The organism is Streptomyces sp. NPDC093598, from assembly GCF_044764825.1.
GTDB lineage: Bacteria > Actinomycetota > Actinomycetes > Streptomycetales > Streptomycetaceae > Streptomyces.
Genome location: NZ_JBIWIV010000002.1, coordinates 1,075,036 through 1,095,867 on the forward strand (window position 1 = coordinate 1,075,036; position 20,832 = coordinate 1,095,867).

The 20,832-nt window shown below is 71.6% G+C and carries 18 protein-coding genes; 7 read left to right on the plus strand and 11 right to left on the minus strand.

Annotated features, from left to right (window positions below; genetic code table 11):
• Positions 1 to 15 precede the first annotated feature (15 nt).
• A complete protein-coding gene (locus tag ACIRDU_RS10905) occupies positions 16 to 1,713 on the plus strand; it encodes an amidohydrolase (RefSeq protein WP_403576938.1) in 1,698 nt (565 codons plus the stop codon).
• Between the two features lie 7 nt (positions 1,714 to 1,720).
• Here ACIRDU_RS10905 and ACIRDU_RS10910 read toward each other — a convergent pair whose 3' ends face one another.
• Genes ACIRDU_RS10910 through ACIRDU_RS10920 form a run of 3 tightly spaced genes read right to left on the minus strand, consistent with a single transcriptional unit; the run spans position 1,721 to position 4,361 of the window.
• Complete coding sequence (locus ACIRDU_RS10910) at positions 1,721 to 2,599, minus strand: metal ABC transporter permease (RefSeq protein WP_403576940.1); 879 nt, start codon at positions 2,597 to 2,599, stop codon at positions 1,721 to 1,723.
• Entirely contained in the window at positions 2,596 to 3,444 is an 849-nt protein-coding gene (locus ACIRDU_RS10915) for a metal ABC transporter ATP-binding protein (protein ID WP_403576942.1), read from the minus strand. The genes ACIRDU_RS10910 and ACIRDU_RS10915 overlap by 4 nt, the downstream gene beginning before the upstream one ends.
• Positions 3,441 to 4,361, minus strand: coding sequence for a metal ABC transporter solute-binding protein, Zn/Mn family (locus ACIRDU_RS10920; protein ID WP_403576944.1), 921 nt, complete (start codon positions 4,359 to 4,361; stop codon positions 3,441 to 3,443). Before ACIRDU_RS10920 ends, ACIRDU_RS10915 begins: the two co-directional genes overlap by 4 nt.
• A gap of 186 nt (positions 4,362 to 4,547) precedes the next feature.
• Here ACIRDU_RS10920 and ACIRDU_RS10925 point away from each other — a divergent pair, with 186 nt between their 5' ends.
• The 3 genes from ACIRDU_RS10925 to ACIRDU_RS10935 are packed head-to-tail and all read left to right on the plus strand — an operon-like array spanning position 4,548 to position 6,625.
• Positions 4,548 to 5,228 (plus strand): transcriptional regulator, encoded by a 681-nt coding sequence (locus tag ACIRDU_RS10925; RefSeq protein WP_403576946.1) that lies wholly within the window; start codon positions 4,548 to 4,550, stop codon positions 5,226 to 5,228.
• A complete protein-coding gene (locus tag ACIRDU_RS10930; protein WP_403576948.1) occupies positions 5,225 to 6,205 on the plus strand; it encodes a pyridoxal-phosphate dependent enzyme in 981 nt (326 codons plus the stop codon). Before ACIRDU_RS10925 ends, ACIRDU_RS10930 begins: the two co-directional genes overlap by 4 nt.
• A 60-nt stretch (positions 6,206 to 6,265) precedes the next feature.
• Positions 6,266 to 6,625 carry a cupin domain-containing protein gene (locus ACIRDU_RS10935; protein ID WP_403576950.1) on the plus strand — a complete coding sequence of 120 codons (360 nt, stop codon included), beginning with the start codon at positions 6,266 to 6,268 and terminating at the stop codon, positions 6,623 to 6,625.
• Between the two features lie 111 nt (positions 6,626 to 6,736).
• Here ACIRDU_RS10935 and ACIRDU_RS10940 read toward each other — a convergent pair whose 3' ends face one another.
• The 8 genes from ACIRDU_RS10940 to rhaI all read right to left on the minus strand — a co-directional run bounded on the left by ACIRDU_RS10940 (position 6,737) and on the right by rhaI (position 17,008).
• Positions 6,737 to 8,095 (minus strand): VWA domain-containing protein, encoded by a 1,359-nt coding sequence (locus tag ACIRDU_RS10940; RefSeq protein ID WP_403576952.1) that lies wholly within the window; start codon positions 8,093 to 8,095, stop codon positions 6,737 to 6,739.
• Positions 8,092 to 8,949 carry an AAA family ATPase gene (locus tag ACIRDU_RS10945; protein WP_403576954.1) on the minus strand — a complete coding sequence of 286 codons (858 nt, stop codon included), beginning with the start codon at positions 8,947 to 8,949 and terminating at the stop codon, positions 8,092 to 8,094. Before ACIRDU_RS10945 ends, ACIRDU_RS10940 begins: the two co-directional genes overlap by 4 nt.
• A gap of 351 nt (positions 8,950 to 9,300) precedes the next feature.
• Positions 9,301 to 9,951 carry a lactate utilization protein C gene (locus ACIRDU_RS10950; RefSeq protein ID WP_403576956.1) on the minus strand — a complete coding sequence of 217 codons (651 nt, stop codon included), beginning with the start codon at positions 9,949 to 9,951 and terminating at the stop codon, positions 9,301 to 9,303.
• Entirely contained in the window at positions 9,948 to 11,435 is a 1,488-nt protein-coding gene (locus ACIRDU_RS10955) for a LutB/LldF family L-lactate oxidation iron-sulfur protein (RefSeq protein ID WP_403576958.1), read from the minus strand. The genes ACIRDU_RS10950 and ACIRDU_RS10955 overlap by 4 nt, the downstream gene beginning before the upstream one ends.
• Complete coding sequence (locus ACIRDU_RS10960) at positions 11,432 to 12,187, minus strand: (Fe-S)-binding protein (protein WP_403576960.1); 756 nt, start codon at positions 12,185 to 12,187, stop codon at positions 11,432 to 11,434. The genes ACIRDU_RS10955 and ACIRDU_RS10960 overlap by 4 nt, the downstream gene beginning before the upstream one ends.
• Positions 12,188 to 12,257: 70 nt before the next feature.
• Positions 12,258 to 13,706 carry a rhamnulokinase family protein gene (locus ACIRDU_RS10965; RefSeq protein WP_403576962.1) on the minus strand — a complete coding sequence of 483 codons (1,449 nt, stop codon included), beginning with the start codon at positions 13,704 to 13,706 and terminating at the stop codon, positions 12,258 to 12,260.
• Positions 13,703 to 15,742 carry a bifunctional aldolase/short-chain dehydrogenase gene (locus ACIRDU_RS10970; protein ID WP_403576964.1) on the minus strand — a complete coding sequence of 680 codons (2,040 nt, stop codon included), beginning with the start codon at positions 15,740 to 15,742 and terminating at the stop codon, positions 13,703 to 13,705. The genes ACIRDU_RS10965 and ACIRDU_RS10970 overlap by 4 nt, the downstream gene beginning before the upstream one ends.
• A 105-nt stretch (positions 15,743 to 15,847) precedes the next feature.
• The gene (gene rhaI / locus ACIRDU_RS10975) at positions 15,848 to 17,008 is read right to left on the minus strand and encodes an L-rhamnose isomerase (RefSeq protein ID WP_403576966.1); all 1,161 of its coding nucleotides are present in this window, start codon (positions 17,006 to 17,008) and stop codon (positions 15,848 to 15,850) included.
• Positions 17,009 to 17,269: 261 nt separating this feature from the next.
• Here rhaI and ACIRDU_RS10980 point away from each other — a divergent pair, with 261 nt between their 5' ends.
• From ACIRDU_RS10980 to ACIRDU_RS10990, 3 genes are read left to right on the plus strand one after another with little or no spacing between them, the layout of a single operon-like run.
• The gene (locus ACIRDU_RS10980; protein ID WP_403576968.1) at positions 17,270 to 18,787 is read left to right on the plus strand and encodes a sugar ABC transporter ATP-binding protein; all 1,518 of its coding nucleotides are present in this window, start codon (positions 17,270 to 17,272) and stop codon (positions 18,785 to 18,787) included.
• Positions 18,784 to 19,824 carry an ABC transporter permease gene (locus ACIRDU_RS10985; protein WP_403576970.1) on the plus strand — a complete coding sequence of 347 codons (1,041 nt, stop codon included), beginning with the start codon at positions 18,784 to 18,786 and terminating at the stop codon, positions 19,822 to 19,824. Before ACIRDU_RS10980 ends, ACIRDU_RS10985 begins: the two co-directional genes overlap by 4 nt.
• Positions 19,817 to 20,827, plus strand: coding sequence for an ABC transporter permease (locus ACIRDU_RS10990; RefSeq protein ID WP_403576972.1), 1,011 nt, complete (start codon positions 19,817 to 19,819; stop codon positions 20,825 to 20,827). Before ACIRDU_RS10985 ends, ACIRDU_RS10990 begins: the two co-directional genes overlap by 8 nt.
• Positions 20,828 to 20,832 lie beyond the last annotated feature (5 nt).

Sequence of the window (20,832 nt, forward strand, 5' to 3'; positions counted from 1 at the left end):
GAAATGAGGTCGTCCGTGAGCGACACCGCTCCCACCCTCGTCCTGACCGGGGGTCAGGTCCTCACCGTCGACGCCGGGTTCACCGTCGCCGAGGGCGTGGCCGTGCGCGGCCGGGACATCCTGGCCGTCGGCAGCGACCCGGAGATGCGCGCCCTGGCCGGGCCCGGCACCCGGATCGTCGAGCTGGGCGGCCGGACCGTGCTGCCCGGCATCAACGACTCGCATCTGCACGGCGCCGCCTACGGCATGACGAAGCCGCCGTTCGCCCTCGACGTCGGTCACCCGGCGGTGCGTTCCATCGCCGGCATCGCCGCGGCGGTCGGGCGGGCGGCACACGAGACACCGGACGGCGAGTGGATCATCGGCCTGGGCTGGGACCCCGGCTACCTCGCCGAGTGCCTGGCCGACCCCGGTCGCTTCCCGCACCGGCGGGACCTGGACGCGGTCGCGCCCGATCACCCGGTCTGCCTGACCGACTTCTCCTCGCACATGGTGTGGGTCAACTCCGAAGCGCTGCGCCGCTGCGGCATCGACGCCGGCACCCCGGCCCCGCCCGGCGGGGTCATCGACCACGACCCCGACGGCCGGCCGGCCGGCATCCTGCGCGAGGCCGCCGGGCGGCTCGTCCAGGCCGAACTGCCCGCCCCGACCCCCGCCCAGCGCCGCCGGGCCATCCAGGGCGTGATCAGCGAGCTGCACTCCCGCGGCATCACCAGCTACACCGAGCCCGGCCTCGGCCCCGGCGGTGCCGGCTCTCTCCTCGGCGGCCTGAGCACCGACAACTGGACCGCCTACGCCGATCTCGCCGCGAGCGGCGAACTCCGGGCCCGCGTCAGCGTCCTGCTCCTGCCCGCACCCATGGGCGGATCCGCCGCCGACGTCCGCGAGGGACTGGCCGAACTGCGCCGCCCCGAGTCGGCCGACCCCCGGCTGCTGCGTGCCATCGGCGTCAAGATCTTCGCCGACGGCGTCCCGCCCAACCGCACGGCGTGGATGAGCCAGCCGTACCCGGACGGCGGCCACGGCGCCCTCTGCGTGCACGGCGACACTCCCGCCCTCCAGGCGCACGAACTGCGCGAGATGATCAGGCTCGGCCATGAGGCCGGCTTCCAGCTCGGCGTGCACGTCACCGGCGACCGGGCCATCGACCTCGTGGTGGACGCCTTCCTCGCCGCGAACACGGCCGCACCCCGCCCCGACGCCCGGCACTACGTCATCCACGGCGACTTCATCAGTCCCGGCAGCCTGGCCAAGCTCGCCGCGCACGGCTACGGCGTCAACATGAACCCCGCCATCAAGTGGACCATCTCCGACCTGATGGACGAGGTCGTCGGCCCCGAACGCTCCGCCTACCAGTGGCCGGTGCGCTCCGCGCTCGACGCCGGCGTGCGGGTCTGCGCCAGCTCCGACGCCCCCATCACCGAGCCCGACTGGCGCCAGGGGGTGGCCTCGATGATGCTGCGCGAGTCCAAGGCCAGCGGCCGCCCCAGCGGCCCCGAGCAGTGCGTCCCCCTCGCCGACGCCCTGCGCGCCTACACCTCCACCGCCGCCTGGCAGGACTTCGCCGACGACTTCAAGGGCACCGTCGAACCGGGCCGGGCCGCCGACCTGTGCGTCCTGGACCGGCCACTGCTGGACCTCGACCCGCACGAGATCACTCAGGTGCAGGTGGATCTGACGGTGTTCGACGGACAGGTCGTCTTCGAACGGTGAGGCGTCCTCAGGCCGCACGCACCGTCCGCCGCGCCCCCCAGCGCCGGTTCCGGTACCGGCCGGCCACCCGGCACACCGCGTAGATCGTGAACGAGATCGTCGTGACGTAGGGGCTGATGGGGATGCTGCTGCCCAGGGCGAGCAGGATGCCGCCCTCGATCGAGGCCACGGCGAACAGCACGCTCAGCACGGGCAGCAGCACCGGCGACGCGGTGACGCGGGCGGCCGCCGCGGCCGGGGTGACGACCAGGGAGAGCACCAGCAGCGCGCCGACGATCTGCACCGACAGGGCGACGGCGAGCCCGAGCACCAGCATGAACGCGAAGGACAGCGCACGCACCGGCACCCCGCGGGCCTCCGCCACATCCGGATCGGTACTGGCGAAGGCGAGCGGACGCCACATGACCGCCAGGGCCACCAGCACCAGGACGGACGTGCCGAGCAGCCACGACATCTGCGGGGTGTCCACGGCGACGATCTGCCCGGTGAGCAGCCCGAACTTGTTGGCGGCCCGGCCCTTGTAGAGGGCGAGGAACAGCACGCCGAGACCCAGGCCGAACGGCATGATGATGCCGATCACCGAGTTGCGGTCCCGGGCCCGTGTCCCGAGGACGCCGATGGCGCCGGCCGCGAGGAGCGAACCGGCGATCGAGCCCGCCACGATGTTCGCGCCCAGCAGCAGTGCCGCCGAGGCGCCGGCGAAGGACAACTCGCTGATGCCGTGCACCGCGAACGGCAGGTCCCGCATCAGGACGAACACCCCGGCCAGCCCGCCCACCAGGCCCAGCGCCACGCCGGCGACGAGGGAGTTGCGGACCAGGGCGAGGAGTTCGCCGTAGTCGGTGAAGTCGAAGATCTGGTGCCAGATCCCGTCGGCGAGTGTCATGCGCGCACTCCGTCCGTCTCGTGCGGCTGCTCGGGGTGGTGCGGCGGGGCGGCGGTCTCGTCGGGTGCTCCCGCGACCACCACCCGGCCCCGGACACGCATCACGTCGACCTGTGTGCCGTACAGGCGGGACAGTGACTCTGAGGTCAGCACCTCGTCCGGGGTGCCGACCCGGTGGCCGCCGCGGGCCAGGTACAGGACCCGGTCGGCCAGGCCCAGGACCGGATTGATCTCGTGCGTCACGAACACCACGGCCGTGTCGTGAGAGCGGCGCCGGGCGTCGATCAGTTCGGTGACGGCCCGCTGGTGGTTCAGGTCGAGCGACAGCAGCGGCTCGTCGCACAGCAGCAGGCGCGGGTCGGTCGCCAGGGCCTGTCCGATGCGCACGCGCTGCCGTTCGCCGCCGGAGAGCATCCCGAGCGGGACGTCCGCGTAGGCCGAGGCGCCGACCGCCTCGAGGATCTCGTCCACCCGGCGGCGGATGCCGCCCGTGCGCAGCCGCGGCCCGAAGCGGTGGCCGTCGACGCCGAACCGGACGAGGTCGCGGGCGCGCAGCATGGCCTGCGCCGACAGCGCCGCCTGCTGCGGGACGTAGCCGATGTGCCGGGCGGCCTCGCGCGCGGGCCGGGCGAGGATGGTCAGCGTGCCGGCGGACAGCCGCTGCCGGCCGAGCAGCGCCCGGACGAAGCTGGTCTTGCCCGCGCCGTTCGGGCCCAGCACGGCCAGGAACTCTCCGGGCCGTACGTCGAGATCGAGGCCGCTCCACACCTCGCGCTCGCCGTAGGCCAGGGCGGCTCCCCGCAGATCGATGACAGGGGCGCCGTCCCGCCGGGGTATCGGGGTCACTTGGCCAGCGCTCCGGCGAGCGCGTCGACGTTGGCGGTCATCCAGCCGAGGTAGTCCTTCCCCTTGGGCAGGGTCTCGGTGACGGGCACGACGGGGATGCCGGCCGCCTTGGCCGCCGCCTCGGCCTTCTCGGTCTGCGGGCCCGAGGTCTGCTCGTTGTACACGAGTGCCTTCACCTTCTTGCCGTTGAACAGGGCGAGGCTCTCCTGGAGGATCCGCGGGGAGACGTCGTCGCCCTCCTCGATCGCCTCGCTGAACTGTGCGGGCGTCCGGTTCACCAGGCCGCTCGCCTCGATCATGTACAGAGGCACGGGCTCGGTGATGGCGACGCCCTCACCGCCGTGCGCCTTCTTGATCCGCGCCTCCTCGGCCTCCAGCGGTGTGAGCTTCGCCTTGAAGGCGGCGGTGTTCTTCTCGAACGCGGCGGCATCGCCCGGGTCGGCCTTCGCGAGGGCGGCGGAGATCCGGTCGGCGACCTTGGCGACGGTGGGGAAGTCGTACCAGACGTGCTCGTTGAGCTCCCCGCCCTTGGGCGCGGTCCTGCCGGACACCTCGACCGCGTTGATCACCTGGGCGGAGTCGTTGTGGCCGGCCTTCAGCATGCGGTCGACGAAGTCGTCGTAGCCGCCGCCGTTCTCGACGACGACCTTCGCCTTGGACAGGGCCAGCTGGTTCTGGGGGTCGGCCTCGTAGGAATGCGGGTCCTGGTCGGGGTCGCTGATGAGCGAGGTGACATCGACTCTGTCGCCGCCGATGCGCTGGACCATGTCGCCGTAGACGTTCGTCGAGGCGACCACGGCCACGCGGGCCGGTGCGCCCTTGCCCCCGGCCGGGTCCGACGAGCTGCCGCAGCCCGCGAGCAGGGCCAGTGACGCGCCGGTCAGCAGCGCGAGGCGGCGGGACGTGGACAGGGACATGGCTCCTCCAGGACGGACGTGCACGAGGGGTGTTCGACAGGCGTCACGCTAGATGGGAATGAATGTCACAAGCGGGTTCAGGCCGAAGTCATGTGAAAACCATTGCCAACTGTTGGAGATTCCGCTGGACTGTATATCCAAGAGCTGGACTTGTGGTCTAAGGTGGGACAGGTGAGAGGAGGCGGGATGGCAGATGAACCGAATGCCGAGCGGGACGCGATCCTCGCTGCGCTGAAGCCGGTCGTGGAGGGGATCGCCGCGACCTTCGGGCCGATCTGCGACGTCGTGCTGCACGACTACCGGAACCCGGAGCAGTCGGTGGTCGCCGTGGCCGGTTCGGTGACCGGACGGACGGCCGGCGGCGCGATGAGCGAGATCGGCATGCGCGTCCTGGCCCGCGGCGACACGGCGGCCGACGAACTGAACTACGTCACCCGCGCCCGCAACGGGACACTGGTGAAGTCCTCCACGATGGTATTGCGGGACTCCAGGGGAGCCGTGTTCGGCGCCCTCTGCGTCAACGTGGACGTCAGTGCCGTCACCCAGGTGCACGGCCTGCTCGGCGCGCTCGCCGGGCTCGGTGCCGCCCCGGCGGAGCTGCCGACCACCACTTTCGGCAACGACATCGACGCCGTGGTCGACGCCCTCGTCGACGCCCACCAGTCCCAGCAGCGGGGCAGCTGGGCGGAGCTCGACCGCGCGGAGCGCCTGGAGCTCTTCGGCGGGCTGGACACCCGCGGTGTCTTCGCCGTGCGCGGTGCGGTCGAACAGGTCGCCGCCCGGCTCGGCATCTCCCGCGCCTCCGCCTACAACTACCTGTCCCAGGCCCGGGCCGCCCACGACACTTCCACCGGAGGACCCGCGTGACGACCACCACCCCACCGGTCACCCTCGACGACGTCCGGGGCGCCGCAGCCCGGCTCCGGGGCGTCGCCCACCGCACACCCGTGCTGCGCTCCCGCACCCTGGACGCGCTCGCGGGCGCCGAGATCTTCCTCAAGTGTGAGAACTTCCAGCGCGTCGGCGCCTTCAAGTTCCGCGGCGCCTACAACGCCGCCTCCCGCCTCACCCCCGAGCAGCTGTCCCGCGGCATCGCCGCCTACTCCTCCGGCAACCACGCCCAGGCCGTCGCCCTGGCCGCCCGGGAGCTCGGCACCACCGCCGTGATCGTCATGCCGCAGGACGCCCCGCCGTCCAAGCGAGCGGCCACCGCCGGCTACGGCGCCGAGATCGTCACGTACGACCGCTACACCGGCGACCGCGTCGCCATCGCCGAGGCCCTCGCCGCCGAGCGCGGTCTCGCCCTCATCCCGCCCTACGAGCACCCGCACGTCATGGCGGGGCAGGGCACAGCCGCGCTCGAGCTCCTCGAGGAGACCGGGGAGCTGGGGGCGCTGCTGACGCCGGTCGGCGGCGGCGGGCTGATGGCCGGCAGCGCCACGGTGGCCAAGGCCCTGCACCCCGGCATCCGGACCATCGGGGTCGAACCGGAGGCCGGGGACGACACCAAGCGCTCGCTGGAGGCCGGCCGGCGCGTCAGCGTCCCGGTCCCGCACACCATCGCCGACGGCCAGGCCCTGCACACCCCCGGAGAGCTGACCTTCTCGGTCAACCGGCGGCTCCTCGACGAGGTCGTCCTGGTCGGCGACGACGAGATCCGCGACGCGATGCGGTTCGCCTTCGAACGCCTGAAGATCGTCGTCGAGCCGAGCGGCGCCACCCCGCTGGCCGCACTGCTCACCGGCCGGGCGGGCGCGCTGCCACCGCGGGTCGGCGTGATCATCTCCGGCGGCAACATCGACGCCGGGCGCTTCGCCGAGCTCTGCGGCGGCGGCGCTCGCTGAATGGCGCCGCCCGTCGGACGGACGGACGATGGAAACACACCCTCATCGAGGAGGAGCGTCATGCTTGAGGTGAAGACGCTCGACAAGCCGGACGAGCGGCGCGACTACCCCCGAGGCCATCTGGAAGCCGTCCACATGACGGGACTGGACTTCGCCGTGGCCACCTTCGAACCGGGCTGGCGCTGGTCCGAGTCGGTGGCCCCGATCGCCGGGACGGACAGCTGCCAAATCCACCACAACGGCTATGTCGTCTCGGGTCGTTTGCACATCCGCATGGACGACGGCGCGGAGACCGAGGTGGGACCCGGCGACGTGTTCGTCTGCGCACCCGGCCACGACGCCTGGGTCGTCGGCGACGAGCAGTGCGTGGTGTACGACTTCGCGGGCAGCATGGCCAGGGAGTACGCCAAGAAGGACTAGCGGCGACCGCGCGTCACGTTCGAGGTCCTGGCCGACGACATGGCGCGGCAGGTCAAGGCCGGGTAGGCCGCCGAGCCCGCCGCCCTCTACCCGCAGCTCACCGCCGCCTGATCACACCGGCAGCAGCCGGGCCACCAGCGCGCTCAACTGCCGGGCGTTCCGGCACTCGTGCATCTCGACCAGCTCGGCGTAGGCGGGCGCGACCGAGTCGCCGGTGCCCCAGCGGGAGCGCTGCTCGGGGTTCAGCCAGTGCACACGGCGGGCGCGTTCGGCGATCCGCCGCGCGGCGGGCAGGTTCGGGTCGCTCCGGTTCGTGCGGGCGTCACCGAGGACGAACACGGTGGTGCGTGAGCCGACCGCGTCCGCGTACCGCTCGGCGAACTCGCCCAGCGCCATGCCGTAGTCGCTGCTGCCGTGATAGCCCGTGACCGCCGCCTCCGCCTGGATGCGGACACCCAGCCCCTCCGGGTCGGCCCTGCCGTGCTCCAGCAGCCCCGTCACCTCGTCGATCCGGTTGACGAAGGCGAACACGCGCACCTTGCTGAACTGGTCGTGCAACGCTTGCACCAGCAGCATCGTGAAGTCCGAGAAGCCGGAGACCGACCCCGACACATCGCACAGCAGCACCAGTTCGGGGCGGGCGGGACGCCGTCTGCGCAGCACCGGCTTCATCGGCACTCCGCCCGTCGACAGTGAGCCGCGCAGCGTCCGCCGCAGATCGATCGTGCCCCGGGAGGCGCGACGGCGCCGGGCCGCGAGCCGGGTCGCGAGCTTGCGGGCCAGCGGCTGAACCGTCCTGCGCAGCTCGGCCAGCCGGTCCTGCCCGGCGAACAGGAAGTCGACCCGGTCGGCGGTCGGCGCCACCGCCCGTCGGGCGATCTCGTCCGCTCCGCGCCGCTCGGCGACCCGGCGCCGCGCCTCCGCCGCCACCATGGCCCGGAAGGCGTCGATGCGCCGCCGGATCTCGTCCTCCAGCAGCCGGTCCGCGAACCCCGCCTCACCGCCCTGCCCCCGGAGGTTGTCGCGCACGCGGGCCAGCAGCGTCTGCGGCCGCAGCCGCTCGAGCGTCTGGTACGACGACCAGCCGTCCGACTCCGACGAGGAGCCGTAGCCGCCGAAACCGTCGACCGCCTCGATCGCCAGCCGGCCCAGCATCGCCCGGTCGTCGGCGGCCAGGGCGTCGGCCAGCCGGTCCCGCAGATCCTCCCGCCCCGCCGCCCGCTGCTCCGGGCCGCCGACACCGCTCGGGAAGTAGAGGTCGAAGACCGGGTCGAACACCTGCCGCTGCCCTGGCGCGTGCAGCAGCGTCGCCGCGAGCCCCTCGCGCAGCAGTTCCCGGTCCGCGAGGCCGAGTTCCTCGACCGCCCGCGCCGCGTCGACGCTCTCGCCGGTGCCGATCCGCACGCCGTGCGCGCGCAACGCCCCGACGAGGGACGTCAGCCGCTCGGCGACGCCCGCCGGTGTGGTCACAGGGCGTCCAGGTCGAGCTTGGCGGACGCCTTGAGGACATCGTCCTGGTGCTTGAGGAGCACACCGAGCGTGGCCCGCACGACCGTCTCGTCCAGCGAGCCGGCGCCGAGCGCGAGCAGGGTGCGCGCCCAGTCGACGGTCTCGGCGACCGACGGCACCTTGCGCAGGTCCATCGCCCGCAGCGCGCCCACGACCCGCACGACCGAGCGGGCCAGCGCCTCGTCCAGGCCCGGCACCTTGAGCCGTACGATCCGGCGCTCCAGCTCCTCGTCCGGGAAGCCGATGTGCAGGAAGAGGCAGCGGCGGCGCAGCGCCTCCGACAGCTCCCGGCTCGCGTTGGAGGTCAGGACGACGAAGGGGCGGCGCGTCGCCGTGATGGTGCCCAGTTCGGGGACGGTCACCTGGAAGTCGCTCAGCACCTCCAGCAGCAGGCCCTCCACCTCGACGTCGGCCTTGTCGGTCTCGTCGATCAGCAGGACCTTCGGGTCGTCACCCCGGATTGCGGTCAGCAGCGGCCGGGTGAGCAGGAACTCCTCGCTGAAGATGTCGGTACGGGCCTCGTCCCACGTCTCGTCGCGGCCCGCGCTGATGCGCAGGAGCTGCTTGGCGTGGTTCCACTCGTACAGCGCCCGGGACTCGTCGACCCCCTCGTAACACTGGAGACGGACGAGCCGTGCCCGGGCGACCTCGGCGACCGCCTTGGCGAGCTCCGTCTTGCCGACGCCCGCCGGGCCCTCCACCAGGAGCGGCTTGCCGAGACGGGCGGCGAGGAAGACGGTCGTGGCGACGGCGGGCGAGGCGAGGTAGCCGGTCTCGGCGAGGCGTGCGGAGACGTCGTCGACGGATGTGAACAACGGGGCCTCCAGGACGGCGGCGAGGAGCGGACGGGGCAGGGCACTATCTAAGCGCTTGTTCACTCACGCTGTCACGGGGTTCCCGTCCGGTCGGGCAGCAAACCGATCGGTTTCCCCGGGGCCCCCGGGAGGAGACGGACAGCCCGCGCGAGAGGATCCCGCACGTCTTGGAACGACTGGAGAAGTCGTCCGCGGTACGCGCTGACGGGACGGCCGCCGCAGCGACGGCCCCCCTCGCCAAGCCTCCGCTCACGCGGCAGACGCCACCGCCCGCACCACAGGAGTGCGCAGCACCCGCCGGGCCGTGGCCAGGCCCGTCCCCACCGGTGGTGCCCTGCGGGTCGACGGCGGCTACGTGGACTCGATCCTGCCCTGACCGACCAGCACCACTTCCAGCGTGCGCGGCCCGTGCACCCCCTCGACCCGGTCCAGCTCGATGTCACTGGTCGCCGACGGCCCGGAGATCCACGTCAACGGACGGGCCGGGTCGAGGCGTTCGAGCCCCTGCGGCACGGAGGAGACCACCTGGTCCGGCACCCGTACGACGCAGATGTGATGGTCCGGGACGAGGGTGATCCGGCGCCGCCCCTGGTCGGGCGAGCCGTCCAGCACGATGGTGCCGGTCTCGGCGATCGCGACGGCACACCCGGTGACGACGCTGTCGACCCGGTCGAGTTCGTGCGGCGTGCTCGCGGCCCGGTCGTGGACGCGTGTCGCGTCGACCGCCTCGAGCCAGTGCGGTGGCAGTCCGGGGGGCACCAGCACGGATTGCGCGCCCCGTTCCGTAAGGAGCCGCATGAGCACGTCCGGCAACGCGTCGTCCGTGCAGCGGTGCACGACCGCCCGGTAGTCCGCCAGGTTCTCGGCGAGCAGCTCCACCGTCTCCGCGACGGTCCGCTGTCCGTGCTCGCGCAGATAGTCCCGCGCGATCGGCGCCTCGTCGGCCGGCGCGTCCGCCAGCGCGCGCCGCACCCGCCCCAGGATCCGTTCCCTGCTGTTCACTCAACCCCGTCCTTCCCGCCACGAGTCCGCTGCCACCAGTCCCGGAACGGCTCGGCGGGCACCGGCGGCAGGTCCCGGGTCCCGCTCCAGGCCTTGCCCGGGCCCGGCAGCGTACGGGGATGGAAGCGACGCGTCCGGGAGACGGTGCGCTGGCCGGTGCGCAGCGCGCCCGGGTGCGTGAAGGCCCAGCGGGCCGCGCGCATCGCCGCCCGCTCGGCGGCATGCCCCTTCGCGGGCCGCAGCACCACCTTGTTGCCCTCCCTGGTGACCTCGCCGCCCTGAACGACCCGCTCCCGCAGGTGCACCAGCACCTCGGGGATGTCGATGGCGACCGGGCACACCTCGTAGCACGCCCCGCACAGCGAGGACGCGTACGGCAGCGAGGCGTCGATCTCGCTGCCCGTGCCCCGCAGTTGGGGACTGAGGATCGCGCCGATGGGGCCCGGGTACACCGAGCCGTAGGCGTGGCCGCCGGCCCGCTCGTACACCGGGCACACGTTGAGGCACGCCGAGCAGCGGATGCAGCGCAGTGCCTGCCGGCCGACCTCGTCGGCGAGGGTGTCGGTGCGGCCGTTGTCCAGCAGCACCAGATGGAAGGTGCTCGGCCCGTCCGCCGTCTCGGAGTCCGTCGTACCCGTCCACGTCGACGTGTACGGGTTCATGCGCTCGGCCGTGGAGGAGCGGGGGAGGGTCTGGAGGAACACCTCCAGGTCCTGCCACGTCGGCACGATCTTCTCGATGCCGACGACCGAGATCAGCGTCTCGGGCAGGGTCAGGCACATCCGGCCGTTGCCCTCGGACTCCACGACCACCAGCGTGCCCGTCTCGGCCACCATGAAGTTGGCACCGGAGATGCCGACCTTGGCCCGCAGGAACTTCTCCCGCAGGTGCAGGCGGGCGGCTTCGGCCAGTTCGGCCGGTGTGTCGGTCAGGCCCTCGGGGGCGGGGCGGCCCCACTCGCTCATCTCCCGGACGAAGATGTCCCGGATCTCCCCCCGGTTGCGGTGGATGGCGGGGACGAGGATGTGCGAGGGCCGGTCCTTGCCCAACTGCACGATCAGCTCGGCGAGATCCGTCTCGTAGGCGTGGATGCCCTCGGCCTCCAGTGCCTCGTTGAGCCCGATCTCCTGCGTGGCCATCGACTTGACCTTGACGACCTCGGACTCGCCGGTCATCTTCACGAGCCGGGTGACGATCTCGTTGGCCTCGTCCGCGTCGGCGGCCCAGTGCACGACGCCGCCCGCGGCCGTGACCGACTCCTCCAACTGCACGAGGTAGCGGTCGAGATGGCGCAGCGTGTGGTCCTTGATCCGCTTGCCCGCCTCGCGCAGCTCGGCCCAGTCGGACACCTCGGACACGGCCTTGGCCCGCTTGGCGCGGATGGTGTGCGTGGCGTGCCGCAGATTGCCGCGCAGGGTCGTGTTCGCCACGGCCTCCCGCGCGGCCTCCGGAAACGCCGGCATACCGACGAACGTTCCGCTCATACGGCCGGTTCCTCCTCCGTGCTCGCCAGGATCTCCGCGAGGTGCACCGGCCGCATGCCGGTCCGCAGCCGGGCCATCGTCCCGCCGATGTGCATCAGACAGGAGTTGTCGGCCGCGCACAGCACCTCGGCGCCCGTCGACTCGGCGTTGCGCACCTTGTCGGCACCCATCGCCGCCGAGACGTCGGAGTTCTTCAGCGCGAAGGTGCCGCCGAACCCGCAGCACTCGTCCGCCCCCGGCAACTCGACCAGCTCCAGATCCTTCACGGCTCGCAGCAGCCGCCGCGGCCGCTCGCCGAGCCCGAGTCCGCGCAGTCCGTGACAGGTCGGGTGGTAGGTCACCGTGTGCGGGTAGTACGCCCCGACGTCCGTCACGCCCAGCACATCCACCAGGAACTCGGTCAGCTCGTACGTCTTCGGCACCACCGGGGCCAGTGCGGCCGCGAGGGTGTCCCCGCGCCCCTCGGCCCGGGCCCGCTCGCCCATCCGTGGATACAGCTCCCGCACCATCGCCCCGCACGACCCGGACGGCGTCACGATCGCCTCGTACTCGCCGAAGACATCGGAGAAATGCCGGGCGAGCGGCTCGGCCTCGTGGCGGTAACCGGTGTTGTAGTGCGCCTGCCCGCAGCAGGTCTGCGCCCTCGGGAAGTCCACGTCGACGCCCAGCCTGGTCAGCAGTTTCACCACGGCGCGCCCGGTGTCCGGATAGAGCGTGTCGTTGACGCAGGTCAGGAACAGGGCGACACGCATCGCGGCTCCTTGTGGTCGATCATCGGATGAGTGAAGCGTAGTCCGGGGACAAGACGCGGGGGAGACCCCGTCAGTCCCGGGCGAGCCGGGCCTGCGCGGCGCGCCACCGTTCGGTCCCGCCCCGGGGTTCGTACCGCGTGAGCGGCTGTGTGTTCACAAGCAGCCGCCGCATCCCGGCCAGGTCCCCGACCAGCCCGTGCGCCCGCGCCTGCACGAGCACGTTCCCGAGCGCGGCGGCCTCGGTCGGCCCGGCCACCACCGGCAGCCCGCAGGCGTCGGCGGTCAGCTGGCACAGCAGCGCGTTGCGCGTACCGCCCCCGACCACATGCACCACGTCGACCGCGTGCCCGGCGAGCCGCTGGGCGTCCCCGACGGCCTTGCGGTGGGCGAGGGCGAGGGAGTCGAGGATGCAGCGCGTCACCTCGGCCGGCGACTCCGGCACGGGCTGCCCCGAGACCCGGCAGGCCTCGGCGATCCGCTCCGGCATCCGCCCCGGCGCGAGGAACGCCGCGTCACCCGCGTCCACGACCGACCGCAGCGCCGGAGCCTTGGACGCCTCCAGCAGCAGCGCGCCCAGATCCGGGTCGCCCCAGGCCCGCACGCACTCCTGGAGCAGCCACAGCCCCATGATGTTGCGCAGATAGCGGACCGTGCCGTCCAGCCCCAGCTCATTGGTGAAGTTGGCGGCCCGGCTCTCCTCGGTCAGCACCGGCGCGTCCAGCTCCAGACCGGCCAGCGACCAGGTGCCCGTGCAGATGTACGCGAACCGCTCACCCGAGGCGGGCACGGCGGCGACCGCCGAGGCGGTGTCGTGCGACCCGACGGCCGTCACCGGCACGGGACCGGCGAACCCGGTCTCCTCCAGCACCTCGGGCCGCAGCACCCCCGCCGGATCACCGGGCCGCCGCAGCGGCGCGAACAGCCCGAGGTCGACACCGAGGCGCTCCGCGAGGCCGTACGCCCAGTCGCGGGTGCGCGGATCGATCAGCTGGGTCGTGGACGCGTTGGTGAGCTCCGTGCCCTGCTCGCCGGTCAGCCAGTACGTCAGCAGGTCCGGCATCAGCAGCACCCGCCGGGCCTGGGCGAGCTGAGCCGTCGATCGCGCCGCCGTCAGCTGGTACAGGGTGTTGAAGGGCGCGTACTGCAACCCGGTCGCGGCGTACAGCTCCCGCGCGGGCACGGTCGCCCACACCTTCTCCGCGACACCCTCCGTCCGGGAGTCCCGGTAGTGCACGGGATTGCCGAGCAGTGCCCCGTCCGCGTCCAGCAGCCCGTAGTCGACGGCCCAGCTGTCGATGCCGACGGAGTCGACCTGCCCGGCCGCCTTCAGTCCGTCCAGCATCCCGGCGTACAGCCCGAGCACGTCCCACCGCAGCCCCTCGGGCACCCGGACGGGCCGGTTGGGGAAGCGGTGGGTCTCGGCGAGCTCCAGGCTGTCCGGGCCGACACGGCCGACCATGACACGCCCGCTGGACGCGCCGAGGTCGACCGCGGCGTACGACTTCACGGCCGTGCTCATCGCAGGAAGGCGGCCGCGACGCCGGCGTCGACCGGGATGTGCAGACCGGTCGTGTGAGTGAGGTCCCCACCGGTCAGCGCGAACACGGCGTTCGCGACATGCTCCGGCAGCACCTCGCGCTTGAGGATGGTCCGCTGGGCGTAGAACTCACCCAGCTTCTCCTCCTCCACCCCGTACACGGCGGCCCGCTTGGCGCCCCACCCGCCGGCGAAGATCCCCGAGCCGCGCACGACACCGTCGGGGTTGATCCCGTTGACCCGGATCCCGTGCTCGCCCAGCTCGGCAGCGAGCAGCCGCACCTGGTGCGCCTGATCGGCCTTGGTGGCGGAGTAGGCGATGTTGTTGGGACCGGCGAACACGGCGTTCTTCGAGGCGATGTAGACGATGTCACCGCCCAGCTCCTGGGCGATCATCACCCGGGCCGCCTCCCGCGACACGAGGAAGGACCCACGCGCCATGATGTCGTGCTGGAGGTCCCAGTCCTTGGCGGAGGTCTCCAGCAGCGGCTTGGAGATCGAGATCCCCGCGTTGTTGACGACGAGGTCGACTCCGCCGAAGGCCAGCACGGCCGCGCGGAACGCCTCGGCGATCTGCTCCTCGGAGGTGACGTCCACCGTCACCGCGACGGCCTTGTCGGGCCCGCCCAGCTCCTCGGCGACGGCGGCGGCGTTCTCCCCGTTCAGGTCGGCGACCACGACACACGCGCCCTCGGCCACCAGCCGGTGCGCGATGGCCTTCCCGATGCCGCTCCCGGCACCCGTCACCAGCGCCACCCGGGTCGCCAGCGCCTTGGGCTTCGGCATCCGCCGGAGCTTGGCCTCCTCCAGCGCCCAGTACTCGATCCGGAACTTCTCGGACTCCTCGATCGGCGCGTAGGCGGACACGGCCTCGGCCCCGCGCATCACGTTGATGGCGTTGACGTAGAACTCGCCCGCCACCCGGGCGGTCTGCTTGTCCTTGCCGAAGGAGAACATGCCCACGCCCGGCACCAGCACGATCGCCGGGTCGGCGCCCCGCATGGCGGGGGAGTCCGGCTCGGCGTGCCGCCGGTAGTAGGCGGCGTACTCCTCGCGGTACTCGGCGTGCAGCTCCTTCAGCCGGGCGATCGCCTCGTCGAGCGGTGCGCTCGGCGGCAGGTCCAGCACCAGCGGCCGCACCTTGGTGCGCAGGAAATGGTCGGGGCAGGAGGTCCCGAGCGCGGCGAGCCGCGGGTGCTCCGCGCTCGCGAGGAAGTCGAGCACGACCTCGGAGTCGTTGTAATGCCCCACCTGGGGCCGGTCCTGGGAGGCGAGGGCGCGCACGTACGGCGCGAGGGCGGCGGCCCGCTCTCGCCGCTCGGCGGCACCCGGCGCGGCGTACCCCTCGATCACCGGCCCGAAGGGCTCGGCCTTGCCCCGCTCGGCGAGGAACCGCTCGGCGGTGCGGATGATGTGCAGCGAGTTCCGCTCGCACTCCTCGGAGGTGTCACCCCAGGCGGTGATCCCGTGGCCGCCGAGAACGCACCCGATCGCCTGCGGATTGGCCGCCTTCACGGCCGCGATGTCCAGCCCGAGCTGGAAACCGGGCCGCCGCCACGGCACCCACACCACGCTGTCCCCGAAGCACTCGGCGGTCAGCTTCTCCCCGTCGGCGGCACAGGCGAGCGCGATACCCGAGTCCGGGTGCAGATGATCGACGTGCGCGGCCTCGACCAGCCCGTGCATGGCGGTGTCGATGGAGGGAGCGGCCCCACCCTTGCCGTGCAGGCAGTAGTCGAACGCGGCGACCATCTCGTCCTCACGCTCGACCCCCGGGTACACGTCCACGAGCGCCCGCATCCGGTCCAGCCGCAGCACGGCCAGCCCCGCCTCGGTCAGCGTCCCGAGGTCACCGCCGGATCCCTTGACCCACATCAGCTCGACGTCGCCGCCGGTGACGGGGTCGGTCCCGGTGCCCTTCGCGGAGGCGTTGCCCCCCGCGTAGTTGGTGTTCCGGGGATCACTGCCGAGCCGGTGCGACCGGGCGAGCAGAGCATCAGCTTCGGGATGAACAGCCATGAACAGTTCCTTTGCAACAGAGAGTGTGTATCTCAGGGGCGCGGGGAACTGCGCGACCAGCCACAACCGGTCCGCAGCCCGCATCGAGCAGAACCCGGCAGACGCTCACGCTCCCCAGCCGGCCTGCTGCCCACCCACCCGCTCAGCAACGATCCGCTCACCCCACCCGGACCGCCGATACGCAGCGAGAGGCTCGGGGTCCAGCCCCATCTCCTCCCGCACCTCCCGCAGCAGAGGCCGCACATCCGTGTTGTACGCGTCCATCACCACGGCATTCGCCTCCAGCACATCCCCCGCCCGCTGCGCCGCCCCCAACGCGGCACCATCGACCAGCAGCGCCTTCGCCGTGGCCTCCTGCACGTTCATCACCGACCGGATGATCGCCGGGATCTTCGCCTCGATGTTGTGACACTGGTCGAGCATGAAAGCGACGTCGGGCGAGAACCCACCGCCCCGCACGACCTCGTACATGATCCGGAACAACTGGAACGGATCGGCGGCCCCGACCATGAGGTCGTCATCCGCGTAGAACCGCGAGTTGAAGTCGAACCCGCCGAGCTTCCCCTCGCGCAGCAGCGTCGCCACGATGAACTCGATGTTGGTCCCCGGCGCATGGTGCCCCGTGTCGACGACGACCTGCGCCTTCGGCCCGAGCTTCAGACAGTGCGCGTAGGCGGTCCCCCAGTCCGGCACGTCCGTGGTGTAGAAGGCCGGCTCGAAGAACTTGTACTCCAGCAGCATCCGCTGCCCGTCCCCGAGCCGCTCATAGACCTCGGCCAGCCCTTCGGCCAGCCGGTCCTGCCGCCCCCGGATGTCGTCCTGGCCGGGATAGTTCGTGCCGTCGGCGAACCACAGCTTCAGATCCGCCGAGCCCGTCGCATCCATGATGTCGACGCACTCCAGCAGATGGTCCACGGCCTTCCGCCGCACGGCAGCCTCCGGATGGCAGATGCTCCCGAGCTTGTAGTCGTCGTCCTGGAAGGTGTTGGAGTTGATCGCCCCGAGCTTCACCCCACGCTGCTCGGCGTGCTTCGCCAGCGCCGCGTAGTCGTCGACCTTGTCCCACGGAATGTGCAGGGCCACCGTCGGGGCGACCCCGGTGAACTCGTGCACCTTCGCCGCGTCGTCCAGCTTTTCGAAGGGGGTGCGCGGCACACCCTGCTGCGCGAACACCTTGAACCGTGTGCCCGAGTTCCCGTACGCCCACGACGGCGTCTCGACGGCCTGGGTCTTGAGAGCGGCCTTCACCGCGGCGAGCTCGGTCACGTCAGGCTCCTGTGACATCGGGTCGTGACGACCACTGAATGAAACGATTCAGGAGGGGAAGTTATGGGCCCCCCGAAGGGGTGTCAACCCCTCCGGCCAAGACGGTTTCCCGTGACTCATGCGTGACCTTCTGTCCTCGAAACTTTTTCGACCGGAACCCATTGACGTGACATGCGCGGCCCGCCTAACGTCCCGGCAATCCAGTTGAAACCTTTCACGACGCCGAGAGGGCCGACCCGCCGGCGTCGTCGAGGAGCCCTCATGACCCACCCGTCCACCACGGGTCCGGCCCCGGTTCTCGCCCTGAAGGACGTCTCCAAGTCCTTCGGCGCGGTCCGCGCACTGCGGGACGTCTCCCTGGAGCTGTTCCCCGGGGAGGTGCACGCACTCGCCGGTGAGAACGGTGCCGGCAAGTCCACCCTCATCAAGACGCTCGCCGGGGTGCACCGCCCGGACGCCGGCCAGGTGCTGCTCGACGGTGCGCCCGTCGCCTTCCACGGACCCGGTGACGCCCGCGACGCCGGCATCGCCGTGATCTACCAGGAGCCCACGCTCTTCCCCGACCTGTCGATCGCCGAGAACATCTACATGGGCCGCCGGCCGCGCCGCGCCCTCGGCCGTATCGACCACAGGGCCACCCGCAATGCGACCGCCGCCCTCATGGAGCGCCTCGGGGTCGAACTCGACCCCGACCGGCCCGCCCGCGGTCTGTCCATCGCCGACCAGCAGATCGTCGAGATCGCCAAGGCCCTCTCCTTCGACGCCCGCGTCCTGATCATGGACGAGCCGACGGCCGCCCTCACCGGCAGCGAGGTCGCCCGCCTTTTCGGTGTCGTCCGCACCCTGCGCGATCAGGGCGCCGCCGTGCTGTTCATCTCCCACCGGCTGGAGGAGATCTTCGAGATCTGCCGGCGGGTCACCACCCTGCGCGACGGCGCCTGGATCGCCAGCGAGCCCCTGGACGGCATGACCGAGGACGACCTGGTGCGCCGCATGGTCGGCCGCGACCTCGACGAGCTCTACCCCAAGCAGCACGTGAAGCCCGGTGAGGTCGCCCTGAGCGTGCGCCGGCTGACCCGCGAGGGCGTGTTCACCGACGTCTCCTTCGAGGTACGGCACGGCGAGATCGTCGGCCTGGCCGGACTCGTCGGCGCCGGGCGCACCGAAGTCGCCCGGGCGGTGTTCGGCATCGACCGCTGGGACGCCGGCGAGGTCTCCGTCCAGGGCAAGGCGCTGGTCAACGGCGCGCCCTCCACCGCCATGGCCGCCGGACTCGCCCTGGTCCCCGAGGACCGGCGCGCCCAGGGCCTGGTGATGAACATGTCCATCGAGCGGAACATCGGCCTCACCGGGCTGCGCACGACCGTCAAGGCCGGGCTCATGGACCGCGGCGCCGAGCGCAGCCGCTCCCTGGACTGGGCCGTCAGGCTCCAGGTCAAGTACGCCCGTATCGCCGACACCGTCAACACCCTCTCCGGCGGCAACCAGCAGAAGGTCGTGCTCGCCAAGTGGCTGGCCACCGGCCCGAAGGTGCTGATCGTCGACGAGCCGACCCGGGGCATCGACGTCGGCACCAAGGCCGAGGTGCACCGGCTGCTGTCGCAGCTGGCCGCCGACGGCGTGGCCGTCCTGATGATCTCCTCCGACCTGCCCGAGATCCTCGGCATGGCCGACCGCGTGCTGGTGATGCACGAGGGCCGGCTCACCGCAGAGATCCCCCGCACCGACGCCACCGAGGAAACCGTGATGGCCGCAGCCACCGGGAGGGCCGCCGCATGACGGTCGTCACTCCCCGAGAGGCCCCTGTGGCCGAGGTGCCCAAGTCGAGCGGCACCCGGCTGGTCGACCGCGTCTTCAAGATGCGCGAACTCGCGATCCTGCTCGTCTTCCTGGTGATGATCGCCGTCACCCAGGCCGGCAACAGCGAGTTCCTCTCCGAACAGGGCATCAAGGACCTGCTGCTCAACGCCACGATCCTGGTCCTGGTCGCCACCGGCCAGTCCCTCGTCGTCATCACCCGCAACGTCGACCTGTCCGTCGGATCCACGCTCGGCATCAGCGCCTTCGCCGCCGGCACCTATCTCCAGGGCGGCGGCGACTCCGTCGTGGCGATCGCGCTGGCCGTGCTGCTCGGCATCGGCTTCGGACTGCTCAACGGGCTGCTCGTCAGCCTCGGCCAGGTGCCCGCGCTCGTCGTCACCCTCGGCACGCTCTACATCATCCGCGGCATCGACTCCATCTGGGTCGGCTCCCGCCAGATCACCGCGGCCGATCTGCCCGGCGGATTCGTCGACTTCGGCTCGGGCGGCATCTCGGCGGTGCCGTACCTGGCGCTGATCGCGCTGGCGGTGCTCATCGCCACCGCCTACTACCTCAAGCACTTCGCCAGTGGCCGCGAGCTGTACGCGCTCGGCTCCAACCCCGAGGCCGCCCGCCTCGCCGGCATCCCCGTCCGCAAGCGGATCCTCGCCGCGTACACCTTCTGCGGCGCCCTCGCCGGACTCGCCGGCGCGATGTACCTCGCCCGGTTCGGCAACGTCGACTCCGGCACCGGCAACGGCTACGAACTGACCGTCGTCAGCGCGGTGGTGGTCGGCGGCGTCGTCTTCACCGGCGGCTCCGGCAGCGTCTACGGCGCGGCCCTCGGCGCGCTGCTGCTGACCTCCATCAACAGCGTGCTGCCCGCCCTCGGTGTCAGCTCCGTCTGGGTGCTCGCCATCAACGGAATCCTGCTCATCCTCGCGATCGCGGTCGACCGGATCGTCGCGCTGCGCGTGGCCTCCGCCCTGAAGAAGAGGAACGCCCGCCATGGCTGACATCTCCCCGAGCCGAGCGGCCGGCTGGTCCGGCCTGAAGAGGTGGGATTCCGCCGTCGGCGCCCTGCTCGTCGTGGTCCTGCTCTTCTCCTTCGGGTTCGTCGACGGGTTCGGCAACGCGCTCAACCTGTCGTTCCTGATCGGCAACACGCTGCCGATCGCGCTGATCGCACTGCCGATGACCCTGCTGGTCGTCTCCGGCGAGATCGACCTGTCGGTCGCCTCCACGGCCGGGCTGTCCGGCGCGGTGATGGGCGCCCTGTGGAACCAGGGCATGACCATCGAGTCGATCATCCCGATCTGCCTGCTGCTCGGTGTCGTGTGCGGGCTGGTCAACGGGCTGCTGGTGACCAGGCTGGGGCTGCCGTCCCTCGCCGTGACCATCGGCACGCTCGCCGTCTACCGGGGCGTCGCGCAGATCGTGCTCGGCTCCGACGCGGTGACCGACTTCCCGACGCAGTACCTGGACTTCGCGGCCGGGCGTATCGGCGACACGTTCATCCCGTACGCCCTGCTGCCGTTCCTCGTCCTGCTCGCCATCGCCGTGGTCGCGCTGCACGCCACACCGTTCGGCCGGTCGCTGTTCGCGATCGGCGCGAGCGAGGAGGCCGCCCGCTTCGCCGGCGTCCGGGTCAAGCGGCAGAAGCTGATCCTGTTCACCCTGACCGGTCTGATGGCCTCACTGACCGGCATCTTCTGGGCGCTGCACTACGCCAGCGCCCGTTACGACAACGCCACCGGCCTCGAACTGTCCGTCGTGGCCGCCGTGCTGCTCGGCGGTATCGACTTCGACGGTGGCAAGGGCACGCTGGGCGGCGCGATCGCCGGGGTCTTCCTCCTCGGCGCGCTGCAGAACGTGATGAGCCTCAAGGACGTGTCCGCCCAGTCCCAGATCGTCGTCACCGGCGTCCTGCTCGTTCTGTCCGTGCTCGGCCCCCGGGTCGTACGGCAGTTCTCCACCGCGAGGGCGGGCCGCAGAGCCGCCTCGACTCCCACCTCGTAACCCAG

Excerpts from the sequence above, each read along its gene's own strand:
- ACIRDU_RS10910 (WP_403576940.1), bottom strand. The coding sequence starts at position 2,599 with ATGACACTCGCCGACGGGATCTGGCACCAGATCTTCGACTTCACCGAC.
- ACIRDU_RS10920 (WP_403576944.1), bottom strand. The coding sequence starts at position 4,361 with ATGTCCCTGTCCACGTCCCGCCGCCTCGCGCTGCTGACCGGCGCGTCA.
- ACIRDU_RS10925 (WP_403576946.1), top strand. The coding sequence starts at position 4,548 with ATGGCAGATGAACCGAATGCCGAGCGGGACGCGATCCTCGCTGCGCTG.
- ACIRDU_RS10935 (WP_403576950.1), top strand. The coding sequence starts at position 6,266 with ATGCTTGAGGTGAAGACGCTCGACAAGCCGGACGAGCGGCGCGACTAC.
- ACIRDU_RS10955 (WP_403576958.1), bottom strand. The coding sequence starts at position 11,435 with ATGAGCGGAACGTTCGTCGGTATGCCGGCGTTTCCGGAGGCCGCGCGG.
- ACIRDU_RS10960 (WP_403576960.1), bottom strand. The coding sequence starts at position 12,187 with ATGCGTGTCGCCCTGTTCCTGACCTGCGTCAACGACACGCTCTATCCG.
- ACIRDU_RS10965 (WP_403576962.1), bottom strand. The coding sequence starts at position 13,706 with ATGAGCACGGCCGTGAAGTCGTACGCCGCGGTCGACCTCGGCGCGTCC.
- ACIRDU_RS10970 (WP_403576964.1), bottom strand. The coding sequence starts at position 15,742 with ATGGCTGTTCATCCCGAAGCTGATGCTCTGCTCGCCCGGTCGCACCGG.
- ACIRDU_RS10980 (WP_403576968.1), top strand. The coding sequence starts at position 17,270 with ATGACCCACCCGTCCACCACGGGTCCGGCCCCGGTTCTCGCCCTGAAG.
- ACIRDU_RS10985 (WP_403576970.1), top strand. The coding sequence starts at position 18,784 with ATGACGGTCGTCACTCCCCGAGAGGCCCCTGTGGCCGAGGTGCCCAAG.
- ACIRDU_RS10990 (WP_403576972.1), top strand. The coding sequence starts at position 19,817 with ATGGCTGACATCTCCCCGAGCCGAGCGGCCGGCTGGTCCGGCCTGAAG.